Below are 16031 nucleotides of genomic sequence, written 5' to 3' on the forward strand. Positions count from 1 at the left end.
TCCAGGGGGTGGTCCTCTTGCCGGTCGGTCCACCCGCATCCGAGGGCGGGGCCGTCCGCGTGGCGCCAACCGGAGCGCACCCGCGTGCGCGGCTCCGCCTCCGGTTCGAGGCTGGCTTCATGAACATCCGTCCATGGGTCGTCGTCGAGGCGCCGGACGGTCGTGGTCTTCGCCGGGTGACTGTCGGCGGGGAGACCGTAGGCACTGCCTGGTCGCTGCGTGAGCTGCGAAAGCTGCTGGATCGTCTCGGTTACCCGGATGTGGATGTGGAGGATCCGGCATCCGTGTGCTGGCGCGGCGGGGACAGCGGTACCTGGCCCGCCCGGGTCTGCAGAAGACGCGTGACCAGCGTCCTCCTGATGCTGGGACTGGTCGCGTCGGCGGTCCTCAACGGAATCATCGGATGGCCGGACGCCTCCGGCGCCCTGACTTTCGCGCAACGGATAACCGGGGCCCTCTTCGTCCTGTCCGGTCTGATACAGATCGCGGCAGCGATCTCGGTACTCGACTACGGGGGAAGACGGCAGTCCAAAGTCTCGGGTGCGATCGTCCTGCTCGGTGTCCTCATATCGCTCGGTACGGACAGCCTTCTCCTTCTCATGTGGTTCGAAGAGCGGGAGTACACGCCCTACATGCTGGCGTTCATGCCTCTCTGGTGCTGGTCGGTGTGGGCCCTCGTCCTGCTGGTCCGGGAGAAGGCATGGAAGGGAGTTCCGCAGCCCAGGAAATTCGCGGCCGGCGTGTTCGTGTCGGCCCTCCTGACTGCTCTCAGTCTGGCGTACTCGACCCTGTACCAACCAGCGGTCGCCCCTATGCGTTTCGCGCTGAAGGCGGAATTCGGAACAGCGCGGGAAGATCGCGTACGCCCCTTCATCCAGGTCCCTCTGAAACTCTCTGTCCGGAACACCGGGGAGGTCTCGGTGTACGTCATCATCAATGACTTCACGGTGTACGGCAGAACTGCCAAGTATTCCGAGCAGGGTAACTTGACGGAGCAGCAGTGGAAGAAGAGCTTCGAAAAGGGAAAGACGGGAGAGGAGGCGGAACTTCACGTCGATCAACTCGAATACACGCGGATCAGCAGCGGGCGGTTCTATCATCCGGGTGAAGTACTCGGCAGTGGACAGGAAGACGCTCGGGTGCATGTTTTCGAGATCCCCAAGAACGTCCGGTACGACCTCCTGCGTGTCGACCTTCAGGTCACATACATGAGGAAGGATCGAGGGCGGATCGCCGTGAGGGATTTCAGTGAGCCACACGCATCGTGGATCAAGACGAGCCCGTACTACTGTCATCCGTCACTGTGCGGGGAAACGCTCAGATATCACGGCCGGGTGCGTCATGATGACAACCTGGTGAACGTGACGCGCGAACCACGCTATGTGACGGCGGAGTGGTCGCCGAAGAAAGGCCCCAAGTACTCTATTTCTTCCACTTATGATTTCGAAGGAGGAGGGGCTGCGGGAGATCCTGCCGAAGAAGCGAGAGAAGTCGACAGATTCGGCGTGTCCACGGTTTATGCCTATTCGGAGGTGCCTGTGACGGAGTTGCTGAAAGCTATTCCTTCTCCTTAGCCATCTTGAGCCAGGAGCCCGATGTGACACCGGAATTCTGATCAAGCTGCAAGGCCGCCCGGAGGCAATGAAGTCCCGGAGTGGCGAGGGTCTCGAACAGTTCACTTGCCGGTACTGCCTCGGCGAGCTTGGGGATGAGCCGTTTGATTTTCAGGCGAGCGTTGACGGATTCCTCGTTCAGCAACTGGACGAGTACCTCAAGGGAGTCGTCCCCTGATTCGTCGGATTTCCAGAAATCGTTGACACCTTCGGTTTTCCACTTCTCGGGAACCACGCTTTTGAGATCGCGGTTCAGAGTGTCGTCCGAGACGGAATCAAAGACGGCGTTGGTGCAGATTTCGGCCGCCTTCGGGAGTGGTTCGTCCGGCAGGGCCTGCGCGGAGGCGGCTTCCTCCTGCTTCTTCTTCATGCGCGCGGTCCGCTCGTCCGAGTCACCCTGGTCCGCCAGAGACGAACTGGCCTCGTGCGTGGTTTCCGCGAGCTCCTTCCGCTCCTTGTCGGGAGTGTTCGGGTCGCCGATGATGACGAACGAAGCAGTGATTGACTCGGCGAGCTTCAAGGCCCTCGCGTCACGGTGACGGCTCACGGCGCCGGTCGCGTCCTTCACGGCCCCGCTCAGCTCTACGCGCACCCCCTGCGTCGTCCCGCGGTCAGCGATCACGCCCGCGACGGACGCCGACCTCTCCGCGACCAGGGTGGCCGTGCGCCGCTGCCCGGGCGGTGTCCCTGACTGGTTCGCCGTGTCCAGTGCGGCGGTGACCTGCTTCACGAGCTCGGTCAACTGTCCCCGCAACGGTCCAGGTGTCTCAGGGTCGGCGATCACGTCCAGGGTGGAGCTCAGCGCCCGCGCGGTCCTGATGACGCCGTCACGCTCCTGCGGCGAGGTCCCCGGGTCCTCCACCGCCCGCAGGACAGTGGTCAGTTGCCCGAGGCTGGGGACCAGATCCTCCGGAACCTGCCCCTTCTTCTGGTTCAGGTCTCCCGTCACTTCGTCGATGTCCTTCTTCTGCCGCGTCACGGCGTGGGACGCGGATGTATCACCGTCGCTGGGACTGGGCGGCTCATCGGTGCCCGACGTCTTGCCCGGGCGCGGGGTCTCGCTCGGACTCGGAGTCCCGCTCGGTGTGGAGCCAGACGATGATGTCGTCGAGGGCGGAGTGCTCGGCGTCGACGCAGGAGTTGATGCCGTGTCCGACGGAGCGTCCGGCGTCGACGGGGGAGTGGGCCGCGGTGACGGAGGCGGTGACTGACGAGGCAGGACCGCCTGGGCCTCGCTGGGGACTTGGGGGGCCGGCAGAGGGGCCGAGGGGGTTGCCGGCACTCCGAGCGCCACTGCCAAGGCGGATGCGCCGGCCACGTGCAGAACGTTTCGCCGGGTAATTCTGGCCATCGTGCATCCAGACGGGATATACGTCGCACTGCCTTGTCCGTTACGGACAGAACTTTTCGAGAGTGGTCCAACGGCTTGCTCCGCGTACAGATCCGCTGCAAAAGCCGCCACAAGCACAGTTTTCACCGGTTCGGCCCCTCACGCAATGTGAGTCCGAGCGTCTGCAGAAGTACCCCTCGGGCGGAAGGAGCGTCAGCTCGTGGGCCGTACCCGCCCTCGGACGCCGCCGACGGGACGGCCGAGAACCTCGACGGCGTCAGCGGACCGGCCCGGACGGGAAGACCGTCCGCGATGCCCGGGCTGAGCAGGGGTTTCGCAGGTGGACAGGATTATCCGGCCGCCTCCGGGAAACGCGGACCCAGACCGCTTGACCGCGAGCGCCAGGAGGCGACCATGAGTGACGAGACCCCGATGGCGGACGACGCCTACCAGCCCACCGGCGGCAATGAGGAGCAGCAGGACGCCGCGCCGCTGGACCTGCAGGACGCGATCGGTGAGCGGGACTACGACGAGATCCTCGACGAGGGGTACTCCCCGCCCGAGCGGCCCCTGGGCGTCGAGCAGCACGGGACCACGGCCGCCGAGCAGCAGGAGGGGGAGACGCTGGACGAGCGGCTGGAGCAGGAGGTGCCGGACGTGACCGTGCCGACCGGGGACGGGGTGGGCGACCTGCCCGGCGGGGAGGGCGAACCCGTCGACCCGGAGGTGGGCGACGCCCGCGCGGGCCGCCTGGTCGCCCCGGACGAGGGCGCGCACTCCGACACGGTGAGCGAGGAGGTCGCGGAGGATGTCGGCATCGACGGGGGCGCGGCGGGCGCGGAGGAGGCGGCCGTGCACGTCATTCCGGACGAGGGCTGACCCCCCGGGTTCTTACCGAGTGGTGACGCCGGGGCGGTGAACCGGGGAAACGGGCGTCCCGGCGCCTAGCTTGAGGCCATGCGTGTATTGGTCACCGGCGGTGCCGGATTCATCGGGTCGCATGTCGTGGACGTGCTGCGGGCGTCCGGGCACGAGGCCGTGGTCTTCGACGTCCGTGCCGATCCCGCCGAGGACGTGCGGGACCGGGAGGCCGTCACCCGCGCCCTCGCCCGAGTGGACGCCGTCTGCCACCAGGCGGCCATGGTCGGCCTCGGTGACGGTGTCGCCGACGCCGCCGAGTACGTCTCCCGCAACGACCTCGGCACCGCCGTGCTGCTGGCCGCGATGGCGGAGGCGGGCGTACGGCGGCTGGTGCTGGCCGGGTCGATGGTGGTGTACGGCGAGGGCCGCTACGAGTGCCCCGCCCACGGGGTCGTACGGCCGGGCCCGCGTGCCGAGGCCGACCTGAAGGAGGGCCGCTTCGAGCCGCCCTGCCCCCTCTGCGGCACCGCGCTCGTCCCCGGCCTGGTGGGCGAGGACGCCCCGGCCGACCCGCGCAACGTCTACGCCGCCACCAAGCTGGCCCAGGAGCACCTGGCCGCCGCCTGGGCCCGCGCCACGGACGGCACCGCGCTCTCCCTGCGCTACCACAACGTGTACGGCCCCCGGATGCCCCGCGACACCCCGTACGCCGGAGTCGCCGCGTTCTTCCGCTCGGCGCTGGAACGGGGCGAGGCGCCCAGGGTGTTCGAGGACGGGGACCAGCGGCGCGACTTCGTGCACGTACGGGACGTGGCGGCGGCGAACCTGGCCGCGCTGCTGGCACCGGGGAGACCCGGCACGCTCACCGCGTACAACACCGGCAGCGGCGAGCCCCGCACGGTCGGCGAGCTGGCCCGGGCGCTGTCCGCCGCGCTCGGCGGACCGGAGCCGGTGGTCACCGGTGAGTACCGCCTCGGCGACGTGCGGCACATCACCGCGGACTCCGCCCGGCTGCGCACCGAGCTGCGCTGGCGGCCCCGGGTCGGCTTCGCCGAGGGCATGGCGGAGTTCGCGGGGACCGGCTGAGTCAGGAGGCCGGGGCGGGCAGCGTCACCTCGAAGCGGCAGCCGCCGGGGATGTTCCGTACGCTCGCCCGCCCCTGGTGCGCCTCCACGATCCCCCGGACGATCGCCAGCCCGAGCCCCGCGCCCGCCGGCGGCGTCCGCGCGTCCGTGCCGCGCCAGCCGGTGTCGAAGACACGGGGCAGGTCCTCCTCGGGAATGCCGCCGCAGCCGTCCGTCACCGACAGCACCACGCCCTCCGGCGCCCGCCGGGCCGCGACGGCGACCGTGCCGTCGGCCGGGGTCCGGCGGATGGCGTTGACCAGCAGGTTGGCGATGACCCGGCTCATCTCCTTGCCGTCCACCTCGACCGGTACCGGTCGCACCCCGTCGCCCACCAGCCGTACGCCGTGCTCGCGGGCGAGCGGGCCGACCCCGGCGAGGGCGTCGCCCACCAGGTCGTACAGCGAGATCCGCGAAGGGCTCAGGGGGAGCGTCCCGGCGTGGATGCGGGAGAGTTCGAAGAGGTCACCGACCATGCCGTTGAGGCGTTCCACCTCGGTGCGGATCTGTCGCAGATAGCGGGGCGGATCGGCGGCGACCCCGTCCTCCAGCGCCTCCGACATGGCGCGCAGACCGGCCAGCGGGGTCCGCAGGTCGTGCGAGATCCAGGCGACCAGCTCACGCCGGGACGCCTCCAGGGCCCGTTCGCGCTCACGGGAGGCGGCCAGCCGGGCGCTGGTCGCGGCCAGTTCCCGGCTCAGGGCGTCCAGTTCGGCGGTGGCCGGCGCGGCGGGTGCGGAGAAGGCGCCCGCGTCGCCGAAGTGCCGTGCCGCGTCCGTGAGTTCCCGGCTGCGGGCGACCACCCGGCGGCCCAGGAGGAGCGCGCTCGCGAGCGAGACGACCGCCGCCATGGCGACGACCGTGGTCACCACCCGCAGGTCGTGGGGGGACAGGAACATCGCCCACGCCACCGCCATGGTGCCCGCCAGCATGGCGAACACGCCGACGCCCGCGACCACCGTGAGCGAGGCGGTCAGCGAGCGGCGCCGCACCAGCCGCAGCACTGCGGCGCCGAGCAGACCGGAGGCGGCGGCGCCGAGGAAGGCGTACAGGGCGATGAGGAGGTTGTCACGCACGTCCGTCCTCCTCCGGCCCGGCGGCCGCGTCCGGTTCGAAGCGGTAGCCGACGCCCCAGACGGTGCGGATCAGCCGGGGCCGGGCCGGGTCCTCCTCGATCTTGCCGCGCAGCCGGCGGACGTGGACGGTCACCGTGGACAGATCACCGAAGTCCCAGCCCCACACCTCCCGCATCAGCTCCTCGCGGCCGAAGGCGCGGCCGGGGTGCCGCAGAAGGAAGGCCAGCAGATCGAACTCCCGCAGGGTCAGGGCCAGTTCTGTGCCGTTCCTGGTGGCCCGACGGGCAGCCGTGTCGAGGGTCAGGCCCGCCGCGGCCAACGGGCCGGGGGCGGCCGGAGCCCGGCCGGCGGGGCGGGTGCGGCGCAGTACCGACTCCACGCGCAGCACCAGCTCGCGCGGGCTGAACGGTTTCGTCACATAGTCGTCCGCGCCGACCTCCAGACCGAGCACACGGTCGTCCTCGTCGCCGCGGGCGGTGAGCATGATGACCGGCACCGGGCCGCGCTCCCGCAGCCGGGCGCACACCTCCAGCCCGTCCATGCCGGGCAGCATGAGGTCGAGCACCACCAGGTCGGGCCACCGGCCGGCGGCGGACGCGAGGGCGGAGGGGCCGTCCGCGGCGCGGTCCACCGCGTGTCCGGCACGGACGAGGTACCCGGCGACGACCTCCGCGACGGTCGGGTCGTCGTCCACGACCAGGACGCGGCCCGCGGACGGTGCTGTGTTCGGCTGCTGCATGCCCTCCAGCCTGGCACCACGGGAGGGCCCCGGCCCCCACGGCAGCCGGACGTCCGCGTTTCGTAAGGAGCGGAAGTCCGGTTCGTCCCGGTTCGGCTTCGTAGGGTGAAAGCCGTGACCACCTCATCCCCACCCACCCCTTGCCCCGTGGACGTCGTACTGCCCTGCCTGGACGAGGCGGAGGCGCTGCCCTGGGTGCTGGCCCGCATCCCGGCGGGCTGGCGCGCCATCGTCGTGGACAACGGCTCCAGCGACGGCTCCGCCGAGGTCGCCCGCGCCCTGGGCGCGACCGTCGTACGCGAGGAGCGGCGCGGCTTCGGCGCCGCCTGCCACGCCGGGCTGCTCGCCGCCACCGCGGACCTGGTCTGCTTCTGCGACTGCGACGCCTCCCTCGACCCGGGCCTGCTCGTGCCCTTCGTCGAGGAGGTACGCGCGGGCGGGGCCGACCTGGTGCTCGGGCGGCGCCGTCCGCAGGGGCGGGGCAGCTGGCCCGCGCACGCCCGCGCGGGCAACCTCGCGCTCTCCCTGCTGCTGCGCCGCCGCACCGGGCTCACCCTGCGCGACCTCGGCCCGCTGCGTGCCGCCCGCCGGGCACCGCTGCTCGACCTCGGCCTCACCGACCGGCGCAGCGGCTACCCCCTGGAGATGGTGGTCCGCGCGGCCGACGCGGGCTGGCGGGTGGCCGAGCACGACGTGCCGTACCTGCCGCGCTCCGGCGCCTCCAAGGTCACCGGCACCTGGCGCGGCACCTGGCAGGCGGTACGCGACATGAGCCGGGTCCTGCGCGACACACCGCCGGGCCCGCGGGAGCGGACGGCAGCGAGGGGTACCCGGTGACGGCAGGGCCGCCCCCCGGCGCTGCGGTACCTGGAGAACGCCCATGACCACTCTCCTCGTCATCGCCAAGGAACCCCGGCCGGGCAGGGTCAAGACCCGCCTGACCCCGCCGTTCACGCCCGTGCAGGCCGCCGCCCTCGCCGAGGCCGCGCTCACGGACACCCTGCGCGCGGTGGCCGCCGCCCCCGCGAAGCGCCGGGTACTCGTCCTGGACGGGCGGCCGGGGCCCTGGCTGCCCGCCGGGTTCGAGGTCGTCCCGCAGTGCGGGGGCGGCCTCGACGAACGGCTGGCGGACGCCTTCGCCCGCTGCACCGGGCCCACTCTGCTGGTCGGCATGGACACCCCGCAGCTCACCCCCGACCTGCTGGCCCCGGACTTCAGCGACTGCGACGCCTGTTTCGGGCCGGCCGAGGACGGCGGCTTCTGGGCCCTCGGCCTGGCCCGTCCCGAGCCGGGGCTGCTGCGGGGCGTCCCGATGTCCGTGCCGGAGACCGGGAGCGTGCAGCGCGAGCGGCTGGCCGCCGCCGGGCTCCGGGTGCGTGAGCTGCCCCGGCTGCGGGACGTCGACACCGCCGCCGACGCCCATGCCGTGGCCGCCCTCGCCCCGGACACCGCCTTCGCCGCGTCTCTGGCGGCCCTCACTCATCCCGGAGCAGCATGAGCACCGCGACCGCGCCCGCCTGGGCGGCCTCCGACCCGTACACGACCGCGCTGCGCACCGGCCGGGGCCCGCTGTTCCTGCGGCGCGGCGACGGCTGGCTGCTGCCGCTGGACGTGGAGCGCTGGTGCGCGGCGGCCGACACCGTGGACCGCGCGGTGCTGGACCGCTGCGAAGGGACCGTGCTCGACGTGGGCTGCGGCCCCGGCCGGCTGGTGGCGGAACTCGCCACGCGCGGCCGCAGGGTCCTGGGTGTCGACGTGAGCGAGGCCGCGGTGGCCCGTACCCACACGCTCGGCGGGCAGGCGCTGCACCGCTCGGTGTTCGACCCGCTGCCCGGCGAGGGCAGCTGGGGCACGGTGCTGCTCATGGACGGCAACGTGGGCATCGGCGGCGACGTGAGCGCCTTGCTGCACCGGATGCGTGAACTTCTCCGTCCCGACGGCCTGCTGATCGTCGAGACGGTGCCCGGGGACGTGGACGAGCGGGCCCGGGTGCGCGTGGTGGACGTGACGCACGGCGGGGGAGCGGTGGGCGAGCCGTTCTCCTGGGCCCGCATCGGCACCCCCGCGCTGCTGGAGCGCGCGCGGCGCGGGGGCTGGCCGGAGACCGTTCAGTGGACGGACGGCGACCGGTGCTTCGTGGGCCTGCGCAGCCGCAGGACGAGCAGCAGGGCGGAGCCGCCGAAGAGAACGGCCGTGATGAGCAGCCAGCGGAGCAGGAACACGTCCGGGTCGAGCCCGGTGGCCGACCGGTAGCGGTCGGCCGACAGGCCGAGGATCAGCGGACACCACACCAGCAGGGCCAGTGCGGACAGCACGGCGGGCACCCGTACGTACAGCGTCCACCGCGCTGCGGTCCCGGCCCGCAGCGCGCGGTCGAGCGCGGAGTACAGCGGCAGCAGCACCAGGTCGTGCAGCAGCGCCGCCCCCGCGAACCAGAGGACCACCCCGAGCCAGTCACCGGAGAGCAGCCGTACGCCCGCGTAGGCGGCGAGCGCGAACGAGCAGACCAGCAGCAGCAGTTGCAGCGGACTGCCGAGCGGGACACGGAAGGTCGGCCGGCTCATCACAGGTCTCCGAAGGTCAGCCGGCCCACCCACTTGGTGTTGTGGACGCCGGGAGCGGCGGGCACGATGATCCGCGCCGGATAGCCGTGGTCGGGGGACAGCTCCTCGCCGTTGACGTACAGGGCGAGCAGGGAACGCGGGTCGGACACCTGGTTGGCGCGCAGCGCCGCCCGCCGGAAGGCGCCGTGCCGCTGGAGCGACTCCACGAGCACGTCGGGCGGATCGCCCCCGTACCCGGCGAGCGCGGCGAGGTCGCGCAGCCGCACCCCGCGCCACCACTGGTCCGCCGTGGACCACCCCTCGACGCAGGCGATCGGCAGGGACGAGCTGTGCTGCGGCATACGGAGCAGCTCGGCCCGGCTGAGCCGGAGCGTGCCGGCCGGGCCGGTGACGACCAGGCGCCAGGCGTCCGGATGTGTGTCGGCGCCGGTGATCCCGGCGTAGCGGGCCGTCTTGTTGATCTGGAAACCGTTCGGACCGCCACCGGGATCTGACCCGCCGTGCGGCGCGAGCAGCGCGGTACGGCGCAGCGGGCCGCCGAGGCTCTGGCCCACCGTCGTCGCGAACAGCAGCAGCGAACCACCGCCGACCAGCCACAGTGCGCCCCGCCGGGAGACGGTGGGCGGGGCGGGCCGGGGCGCCTCCAACCCCGCCTCGTCCCGCCCTCGTGCGCGGACGGCACGCACGGCCATCGGTGTCCGCAACGCCGCGTGGACGGCGAACGCGGCGATGAACACCCAGGCGCCGTAGAAGTGCAGCGGGTAGAACGAGCCGGGAAAGACGTACTCCAGCTGGACGTTGAGCAGCCCGGTGACGAACTGGAACAGCACGCCCCCGACCAGGAGCAGCAGCGACACCCGCTCCAGCGCGTGCGCCACCGAGCGGGCCGGCGGCAGCGCGAACAGCTTCGGCACCACGGACCACAGCTTGGCCAGCAGGACCGGGACCAGCACCACGCCCAGCGTGACGTGGACGCCCTGGCTCAGCCGGTACAGCCAGGACGGCCCGGCCGGCCAGTCGAAGAGGTAGAAGCCGAGCACCCCCTTGTCCGGGGTCGTGTCGTTCACCGGCGAGAGGTCGGGGTTGTAGGCGGCGTACGACACCAGGCCGGTCACGAACAGCACGCTGATGCCGCCGAGCAGCACCAGCCCGAGCACCGCCGTGAACCAGGTGCCGCGCAGGGGGCTGCGCCAGAAGAGGGAAGAGGTGGGAAGCCGGGGATCGTCGCGCATGTTCCGACCGTAGGCCCGGCAGCACCCCGGAACGGGTGCGCGACCCATGACGAAACGCTGACGTCGGGCCCGGAAGGCGGACCGGAGCCGCCCCCACGGCCTAGCGTGCCGATGTGATCCACCGCGAGCCCCACGCCCCGCGCCGCGACCTGTACGCCGCGGCGGCAGCCGTCCTGCTGGTGACCGCCGCCGTCCTGGCCGGCCGTCACATCCAGCACGCCCACCACACCCTGTTCGTGCACTGGCCCCCGCTCTTCGCCGACTGGGACCCGCACCTCGGCCCCGGCACCCCGGCCGCGCTGATCCTCGCGGCCGCCGGAGTGGCGTACGGACCCCCGCTCGCCGCCCGGCTCCCGTGGCGCGCCCTGCCCTGGGTGGCCTGGGCCGCGTCCGCCGCCTGGATCGTCTCCCTCGCCCTGGTCGACGGCTGGCACGAGGGCATCGCCACCCGGCTCACCGCCGCGAACGAATACCTCCAGGTCATCGACCGCTTCCACGACATCCCGGCGACCCTGCGCGGCTTCGACGGCCACATCCTCGCGGGCGTCCCCGGCAACTGGCCCGCCCATGTCGCCGGCCATCCCCCCGCCGCCACGCTCACCTTCGTCCTGCTGGACCGGATCGGGCTGGGCGGGGGCGGCTGGGCCGGCATGTGGTGCGCGGTGCTGGGCGCGTCCGCGTCCGCCGCGGTGCTCGTCGCCGTACGGGCGCTGGCGGACGAGCGCCTCGCCCGGCGGGCGGCGCCCTTCCTGGTACTCGCCCCGGCCGCGGTCTGGATGGGCTCCTCGGCCGACGCCTACTTCGCCGCGGTGGCCGCCTGGGCGCTGGCCTGCCTCGCACTCGCCCTCACCCGGCGGTCACTGCCGTGGGCGGGCGCCTCCGGCCTGCTGGCCGGTCTGACCGGCTACCTCTCCTACGGCCTCGCCCTGATCGCCCTGATCGGCCTGGCGGTACTCGTCCTCGCCCGCGCGGACCTGCGGGCCCGCCCCTTGCTCGTGCTGCCCTTCCTCGCCGGACTGGCCGTCACCCCCGTGGTGTTCGGCCTGCTCGGCTTCAACTGGTGGACCGCGTATCACCTGCTGGTGACCCGCTACTACCAGGGCGTCGGCGGCACCCGCCCCTACGGTTACTGGATCTGGGCCAACCTCGCCTGCGCCGCGATCATCACCGGCCCGGCGACGGCGGCGGCCCTCCCGCGCACCGCGGGCTCCCTCGTCCACCGCGGCGACCGCCCCGCCACCCGTCTCGCCCTGATCGTCGGCGCGGCGCTGGCCGCCCTGCTGATCGCGGACCTGTCCGGCATGAGCAAGGCGGAGACGGAACGCATCTGGCTTCCCTTCGCGGTGTGGCTGCTGCCCGCGTGCGCCCTGCTGCCCCGCCCCCGAGCCTGGCTCGCCGCCCAGGTGATCCTGGCCCTGCTGCTCAACCACCTTCTGCTGACAGGATGGTGAGAGGCGCGCCGCTCATGGCCGGTCAGAGAGGTCGAGTTGGTACCAACTCCCCGACCTGCCGCCGAGGTCGGCCGGACCGGCGGGGCCCGTGCGGACGAACCCCGCCTTGAGCAGGACGCGTTGAGAGGCGATGTTCTCGTGGGCGGTGGCCGCGCGGAGGGTGTGCAGGCCGTGCCTGTCCGACGCCAGGGCGCGCAACTGGAGTACGCCCGCTGTGGCCACGCCACGTCCGCTCGCGTGCTCCGCCACCCGGTAGCCGACCTCGGCGGCGCCGTCGACGAGGTCGTAGAGGTTGAAGCGGCCCAGGACCGTGCCGGTGCCGGTGACGAGCAGGTAGAAGGCGCAGACGCCGGCGGCCTGTTCGGCGAGGAGGGCGGTGTAGCGGTCGGTGAAGCGGGCGAAGTACGCGTCGCCCCGGTCGGCGACGGCGGCGGCGAAGTAGTCCCGGTTCGCCAGCTCGAACGCCATCACGGCCGGGGCGAGTTCGGCGGTCAGCGGCTTCAGCGAGGGCGCCGCCCCGCCCCGCTCAGCGGCGGACATCCACCGAGGCCAGGAAGTCGTCGATCAACGCGGTGAGCGCGGCGGGCTGTTCGAGCGTGCTGCTGTGCCCCGCCCCCGGCACCACCGCCAGCCGGGCCCCCTCGACGGCGGCCGCGAGGCGCTCCGCGTCGGCGGGGGGAGTGGCCAGGTCGTCGGCGCCGACGGCGACCAGCGTGGGTACGGAGATCCGGCTCAACTCGGCATGACAGGATTCCCGTTCGATGACTCCCAGCACGGCCTTGCGTATCCCGGTCCGCTCGCAGCGCCGCAGGCGGCGGACCCACTCGTCGATCACCGGCCTGCTCGCCGGGTCGGCCAGGAAGCCGGGACCGAACATCGCGGCCTTCACCTTCCCCAGCACCGGCCCGACACCGGTGAAGCGGTAGACGCGCGCCAGCAGCCGGTACTCGGCCGCCTTGTCCGACGGCTCACCGTCCGCGCTCGTGTCCAGCAGCGTGAGCGAGCGCAGGAGTTCGCCGTGCCGGGCCGCTATGCGCTGGCCGACGAAGCCCCCCATGGAGAGACCGACCCAGTGCACCGGCCCGAGACCGAGGTGTCCGATCAGGGCGACGGCGTCGGCGGTCAGGGTGTCCATGTCGTACCCGGACGGCGTCGCGGGGGTGTCGCCCTGGCCGCGCCAGTCCACGGTCACACAGCGGTACCGCTCCCGGAGCACCTCGATCTGCGGATGGAACATCCAGCCGCTGAACAGCAGCCCGTGACCGAAGACCACGGCCGGCGCCTCCGGACTGCCCGGAGGCGCACCGGTGTCGGTGTAGGCGATCGCTGCGCCATTGACCTCGGCAGTGGGCACGTGCGGCTCCTTCGCCAGGGCAGGCGCTCCAAGACGCGCCCACGGTGGGAGCCGAGCATAGGGACGTGCCGAGCCGATGGCACGGCGGCGTGCGCGAGTCGGACGGCGCGGCCCGGGTAGGCGCGGGCCCGGACGGGCATCCATTGCCCTGACAGGTGGCCGGTGGTGCGGGCGGGGCGGGTGCCGGGCGCGAGGGAGTGACGACGGACGAGGGCGTGGCCATGGAGACGGAGCACGAGGAGCCCGCGGGCGCCGGCCGCAGGCCGTCCGTGCGAGCGCTGGCCGCCGGGTCGGTGGGCAACTTCATCGAGTGGTACGAGTTCGGGGTCTACGGCTACTTCGCCACCGTGATCGCGGAGCGCTTCTTCACCCCGGCCGGCGGCGGCACGGCCGAGGGCCTGGTCAAGACCTATGCCTCCTTCGCGCTGGCGTTCTTCTTCCGCCCGGTCGGCGCCGCCCTGTTCGGCCGGCTCGGGGACCGGATCGGGCGGCGGCCGGTGCTGATCCTGGTGATCTCGCTGATGACGGTGACGACGGCGGCGATCGGCGCGCTGCCGGCCTACGCCACGGTCGGCGTGCTGGCGCCCTGGCTGCTGACCCTGCTCCGGGTACTCCAGGGTCTGTCCGCAGGAGGGGAGTTCGGGGGCGCGGTCGCGGTCATGACCGAGTTCGCCCCGCCGGGCAGGCGGGGGCTGTACGGGGCGTGGCAGTCGTTCACCGTGGCGCTCGGGCTGCTGGGCGGAGCCGGGGTCGCCGCGGTGCTGGCGAGCCTCCTGAGCGAGGCCCAACTGAACTCGTGGGGCTGGCGGTTGCCTTTCCTGCTGGCGCTGCCGATGGGTCTGGGCGCGCTGTGGCTGCGGCTGCGGCTGGACGAGACGCCGACCTTCCGGGACCTGGAACCCACCGAGTCCCTTCCCGCGCGGGACGTCGCGTGGGCCGTCGCGCTCGGCGCCGGGCGGGTCATGGGCTGGGCCGCGGCCGGGTACGCCTTCCTCGTCGTGCTGCCCTCGTACCTCCAGACGGCCCTGCACGCGACCTTCCGCGAGGCGCTCACCGCGACCGTGCTGGCCAACCTCGGCTTCGCCGCCACGATCATCCCGGCCGGCCTGCTGAGCGACCGGATCGGGCGCCGGCCGGTGATGCTGACGGGGGCGGGCCTGGTCGTGGTGCTGGCGGTGCCCCTGCTCGACCTCCTGCAGAGCGACGGCACCAGCACCCTGCTCAAGGGGCCGGCCGTACTGCTCGCCGGTGCGATCGTGGGCCTGATGGCCGGACCGGGCCCCGCCCTGCTCGCCGAGATGTTCCCCACGCGGGTGCGCTGCACGGGCCTCGGACTCGCCTACGCCCTGTCCAATGCCGTGTTCTCGGGCTGCGCCGGGCTCATCATCGTGGAGGCGGTGAAGCGCACCGGGAACGTGGACGTGCCCGCCTACTATGCGGCGGCGGCCTGCGCGGTGAGCATGCTCGCCCTCTTCAGGAAGACCGCGTTCGACGGCACAGCGGGAAAGACGGGTGGGACGGATGCTGGTGATCGGTCTGATGTCGGGAACGTCGTACGACGGCATTGACGCGGCGGCGGCCGAACTGCGCCTCGCGGGGGACACGCTCCACCTGAAGCCGCTCGGAATGGTGAGCGAGCCCTACGATCCCGGTCTGCGGGAGCTGCTCGCCGGTGCGCTGCCCCCGGCGGCGGTACCGCTGGCGGACGTGTGCCGCCTGGACACCCGGATCGGGCAGGCGTTCGCCGCGGCGGCCGCTCGGGCCGACGCCGAACTGTGCGGCGGGGCCGCGGAGTTGATCGCCTCACACGGGCAGACGGTTTACCACTGGGTGGACGGCGACCGGGTGCGCGGCACCCTGCAGCTCGGGCAGCCCGCCTGGATCGCCGAGGCGACGGGGCTGCCCGTGGTCGCCGACTTCCGGTCCCGTGACGTGGCCGCGGGCGGTCAGGGCGCGCCGCTGGTCAGCCTGGTGGACCTGCTGTGGCTTCGGGGCAGGCCGGGGAGGCCGGTCGCGCTGAACATCGGCGGCATCGCCAACCTCACCGTGCCGGACGGTACCGCCTTCGACACCGGCCCGGGATGCGCCCTGGTGGACGCGGCGGCGCGGGAGGCCAGCGCGGGCCGGCTGGCGTACGACGCCGACGGCGCGCTGGCCGCCCGGGGGAGGGTGCACGAGCCGCTGCTGGAGCGGCTGCTGGCCGACCCTTACTACGCGCGCCCCGCGCCGAAGACGACGGGCAAGGAACTCTTCCACCCCGGTTATCTGCGGGCCATGGCGTCCGAACTGCCGACCGGCGTCTGTGCCGAGGACGTCCTCGCCACCCTCACCGAACTGACCGCCCGCACGATCGCGGACGCCGTCCGGCCGGTGTCCGCCACCGAGGTCGTCGCCTCCGGCGGCGGCACCCGGAACCCCACGCTCATGCGTGCCCTCGCCGCCGCGCTCACCGGCATCCCGGTGCGCCTCTCCGACGACCTGGGCCTCCCCTCGGCGGCCAAGGAGGCGTACGCCTTCGCCGTCCTGGGCTTCCTCACCCTGCACGGCCTCCCCGGCACCGACCCCGTCAGCACGGGCGCCCGCCATCCGAGCGTCCTGGGCTCGCTGACCCCCGGCCGCGACGGACTGAGACTGCCCGCGCGGCCGGAACAGGCCCCAGTGCGGCTGGAGTTGGAGTGACCTCGCAA

General features: G+C 72.6%; 15 protein-coding genes. 9 read left to right on the top strand and 6 right to left on the bottom strand.

Annotation, left to right across the window (positions count from 1 at the left end; translation table 11 throughout):
- The first annotated feature begins 119 nt into the window (after positions 1 to 119).
- On the top strand, positions 120 to 1574 hold the full coding sequence (locus EV284_RS32920; RefSeq protein ID WP_207228892.1) for a DUF308 domain-containing protein: 1455 nt from the start codon (positions 120 to 122) through the stop codon (positions 1572 to 1574).
- Here the strand turns inward: EV284_RS32920 and EV284_RS02875 are convergent.
- The gene (locus EV284_RS02875; protein WP_130329901.1) at positions 1558 to 2592 is read right to left on the bottom strand and encodes a hypothetical protein; all 1035 of its coding nucleotides are present in this window, start codon (positions 2590 to 2592) and stop codon (positions 1558 to 1560) included. The genes EV284_RS32920 and EV284_RS02875 overlap by 17 nt on opposite strands.
- 765 nt (positions 2593 to 3357) lie before the next feature.
- On the opposite strand from EV284_RS02875, the gene EV284_RS02880 reads away from it, so the two are divergent.
- Positions 3358 to 3822 carry a DUF5709 domain-containing protein gene (locus EV284_RS02880; RefSeq protein WP_130329903.1) on the top strand — a complete coding sequence of 155 codons (465 nt, stop codon included), beginning with the start codon at positions 3358 to 3360 and terminating at the stop codon, positions 3820 to 3822.
- A gap of 78 nt (positions 3823 to 3900) precedes the next feature.
- A complete protein-coding gene (locus EV284_RS02885) occupies positions 3901 to 4890 on the top strand; it encodes an NAD-dependent epimerase/dehydratase family protein (RefSeq protein ID WP_130329905.1) in 990 nt (329 codons plus the stop codon).
- Position 4891: 1 nt separating this feature from the next.
- Here EV284_RS02885 and EV284_RS02890 read toward each other — a convergent pair whose 3' ends face one another.
- Both EV284_RS02890 and EV284_RS02895 read right to left on the bottom strand, forming a co-directional pair.
- Entirely contained in the window at positions 4892 to 6004 is a 1113-nt protein-coding gene (locus EV284_RS02890) for a HAMP domain-containing sensor histidine kinase (protein WP_130329907.1), read from the bottom strand.
- A complete protein-coding gene (locus EV284_RS02895; protein ID WP_130329909.1) occupies positions 5997 to 6743 on the bottom strand; it encodes a response regulator transcription factor in 747 nt (248 codons plus the stop codon). The genes EV284_RS02890 and EV284_RS02895 overlap by 8 nt, the downstream gene beginning before the upstream one ends.
- A 105-nt stretch (positions 6744 to 6848) precedes the next feature.
- Between EV284_RS02895 and EV284_RS02900 the strand changes: the two genes are divergently transcribed.
- From EV284_RS02900 to EV284_RS02910, 3 genes are read left to right on the top strand one after another with little or no spacing between them, the layout of a single operon-like run.
- A complete protein-coding gene (locus tag EV284_RS02900; RefSeq protein ID WP_165425444.1) occupies positions 6849 to 7580 on the top strand; it encodes a glycosyltransferase family 2 protein in 732 nt (243 codons plus the stop codon).
- 43 nt (positions 7581 to 7623) lie between these two features.
- Positions 7624 to 8241: a DUF2064 domain-containing protein gene (locus EV284_RS02905; RefSeq protein WP_130329913.1), complete on the top strand. Its 618-nt coding sequence runs from the start codon at positions 7624 to 7626 to the stop codon at positions 8239 to 8241.
- A complete protein-coding gene (locus EV284_RS02910; protein WP_130329914.1) occupies positions 8238 to 8996 on the top strand; it encodes a methyltransferase domain-containing protein in 759 nt (252 codons plus the stop codon). Before EV284_RS02905 ends, EV284_RS02910 begins: the two co-directional genes overlap by 4 nt.
- 310 nt (positions 8997 to 9306) lie before the next feature.
- Here the strand turns inward: EV284_RS02910 and EV284_RS02920 are convergent, their stop codons facing one another.
- Positions 9307 to 10539, bottom strand: a complete 1233-nt coding sequence (locus EV284_RS02920) for a molybdopterin-dependent oxidoreductase (protein ID WP_130329915.1) — start codon at positions 10537 to 10539, stop codon at positions 9307 to 9309.
- A 113-nt stretch (positions 10540 to 10652) separates the two neighbouring features.
- On the opposite strand from EV284_RS02920, the gene EV284_RS02925 reads away from it, so the two are divergent.
- On the top strand, positions 10653 to 11990 hold the full coding sequence (locus EV284_RS02925) for a hypothetical protein (RefSeq protein ID WP_130329917.1): 1338 nt from the start codon (positions 10653 to 10655) through the stop codon (positions 11988 to 11990).
- A 12-nt stretch (positions 11991 to 12002) separates the two neighbouring features.
- On the opposite strand, the gene EV284_RS02930 is transcribed toward EV284_RS02925, so the two are convergent.
- Both EV284_RS02930 and EV284_RS02935 read right to left on the bottom strand, forming a co-directional pair.
- Positions 12003 to 12530 (bottom strand): GNAT family N-acetyltransferase, encoded by a 528-nt coding sequence (locus EV284_RS02930; RefSeq protein ID WP_130329919.1) that lies wholly within the window; start codon positions 12528 to 12530, stop codon positions 12003 to 12005.
- Positions 12517 to 13344, bottom strand: a complete 828-nt coding sequence (locus tag EV284_RS02935) for an alpha/beta fold hydrolase (RefSeq protein ID WP_130329921.1) — start codon at positions 13342 to 13344, stop codon at positions 12517 to 12519. Before EV284_RS02935 ends, EV284_RS02930 begins: the two co-directional genes overlap by 14 nt.
- A gap of 221 nt (positions 13345 to 13565) precedes the next feature.
- On the opposite strand from EV284_RS02935, the gene EV284_RS02940 reads away from it, so the two are divergent.
- Together EV284_RS02940 and EV284_RS02945 are read left to right on the top strand one after the other, a co-directional pair.
- Complete coding sequence (locus tag EV284_RS02940; protein WP_130331018.1) at positions 13566 to 14912, top strand: MFS transporter; 1347 nt, start codon at positions 13566 to 13568, stop codon at positions 14910 to 14912.
- The gene (locus tag EV284_RS02945) at positions 14866 to 16023 is read left to right on the top strand and encodes an anhydro-N-acetylmuramic acid kinase (protein ID WP_130329923.1); all 1158 of its coding nucleotides are present in this window, start codon (positions 14866 to 14868) and stop codon (positions 16021 to 16023) included. The genes EV284_RS02940 and EV284_RS02945 overlap by 47 nt, the downstream gene beginning before the upstream one ends.
- Positions 16024 to 16031: the final 8 nt, after the last annotated feature.

The organism is Streptomyces sp. BK022, from assembly GCF_004217355.1.
In the GTDB taxonomy this organism is placed as follows: domain Bacteria; phylum Actinomycetota; class Actinomycetes; order Streptomycetales; family Streptomycetaceae; genus Streptomyces; species Streptomyces griseoluteus.

Coding starts and splice junctions, on each gene's coding strand:
- EV284_RS32920 (WP_207228892.1), top strand. CDS start 120: ATGAACATCCGTCCATGGGTCGTCGTCGAGGCGCCGGACGGTCGTGGT.
- EV284_RS02880 (WP_130329903.1), top strand. CDS start 3,358: ATGAGTGACGAGACCCCGATGGCGGACGACGCCTACCAGCCCACCGGC.
- EV284_RS02885 (WP_130329905.1), top strand. CDS start 3,901: ATGCGTGTATTGGTCACCGGCGGTGCCGGATTCATCGGGTCGCATGTC.
- EV284_RS02895 (WP_130329909.1), bottom strand. CDS start 6,743: ATGCAGCAGCCGAACACAGCACCGTCCGCGGGCCGCGTCCTGGTCGTG.
- EV284_RS02905 (WP_130329913.1), top strand. CDS start 7,624: ATGACCACTCTCCTCGTCATCGCCAAGGAACCCCGGCCGGGCAGGGTC.
- EV284_RS02910 (WP_130329914.1), top strand. CDS start 8,238: ATGAGCACCGCGACCGCGCCCGCCTGGGCGGCCTCCGACCCGTACACG.
- EV284_RS02920 (WP_130329915.1), bottom strand. CDS start 10,539: ATGCGCGACGATCCCCGGCTTCCCACCTCTTCCCTCTTCTGGCGCAGC.
- EV284_RS02930 (WP_130329919.1), bottom strand. CDS start 12,530: ATGTCCGCCGCTGAGCGGGGCGGGGCGGCGCCCTCGCTGAAGCCGCTG.
- EV284_RS02940 (WP_130331018.1), top strand. CDS start 13,566: ATGGAGACGGAGCACGAGGAGCCCGCGGGCGCCGGCCGCAGGCCGTCC.
- EV284_RS02945 (WP_130329923.1), top strand. CDS start 14,866: ATGCTGGTGATCGGTCTGATGTCGGGAACGTCGTACGACGGCATTGAC.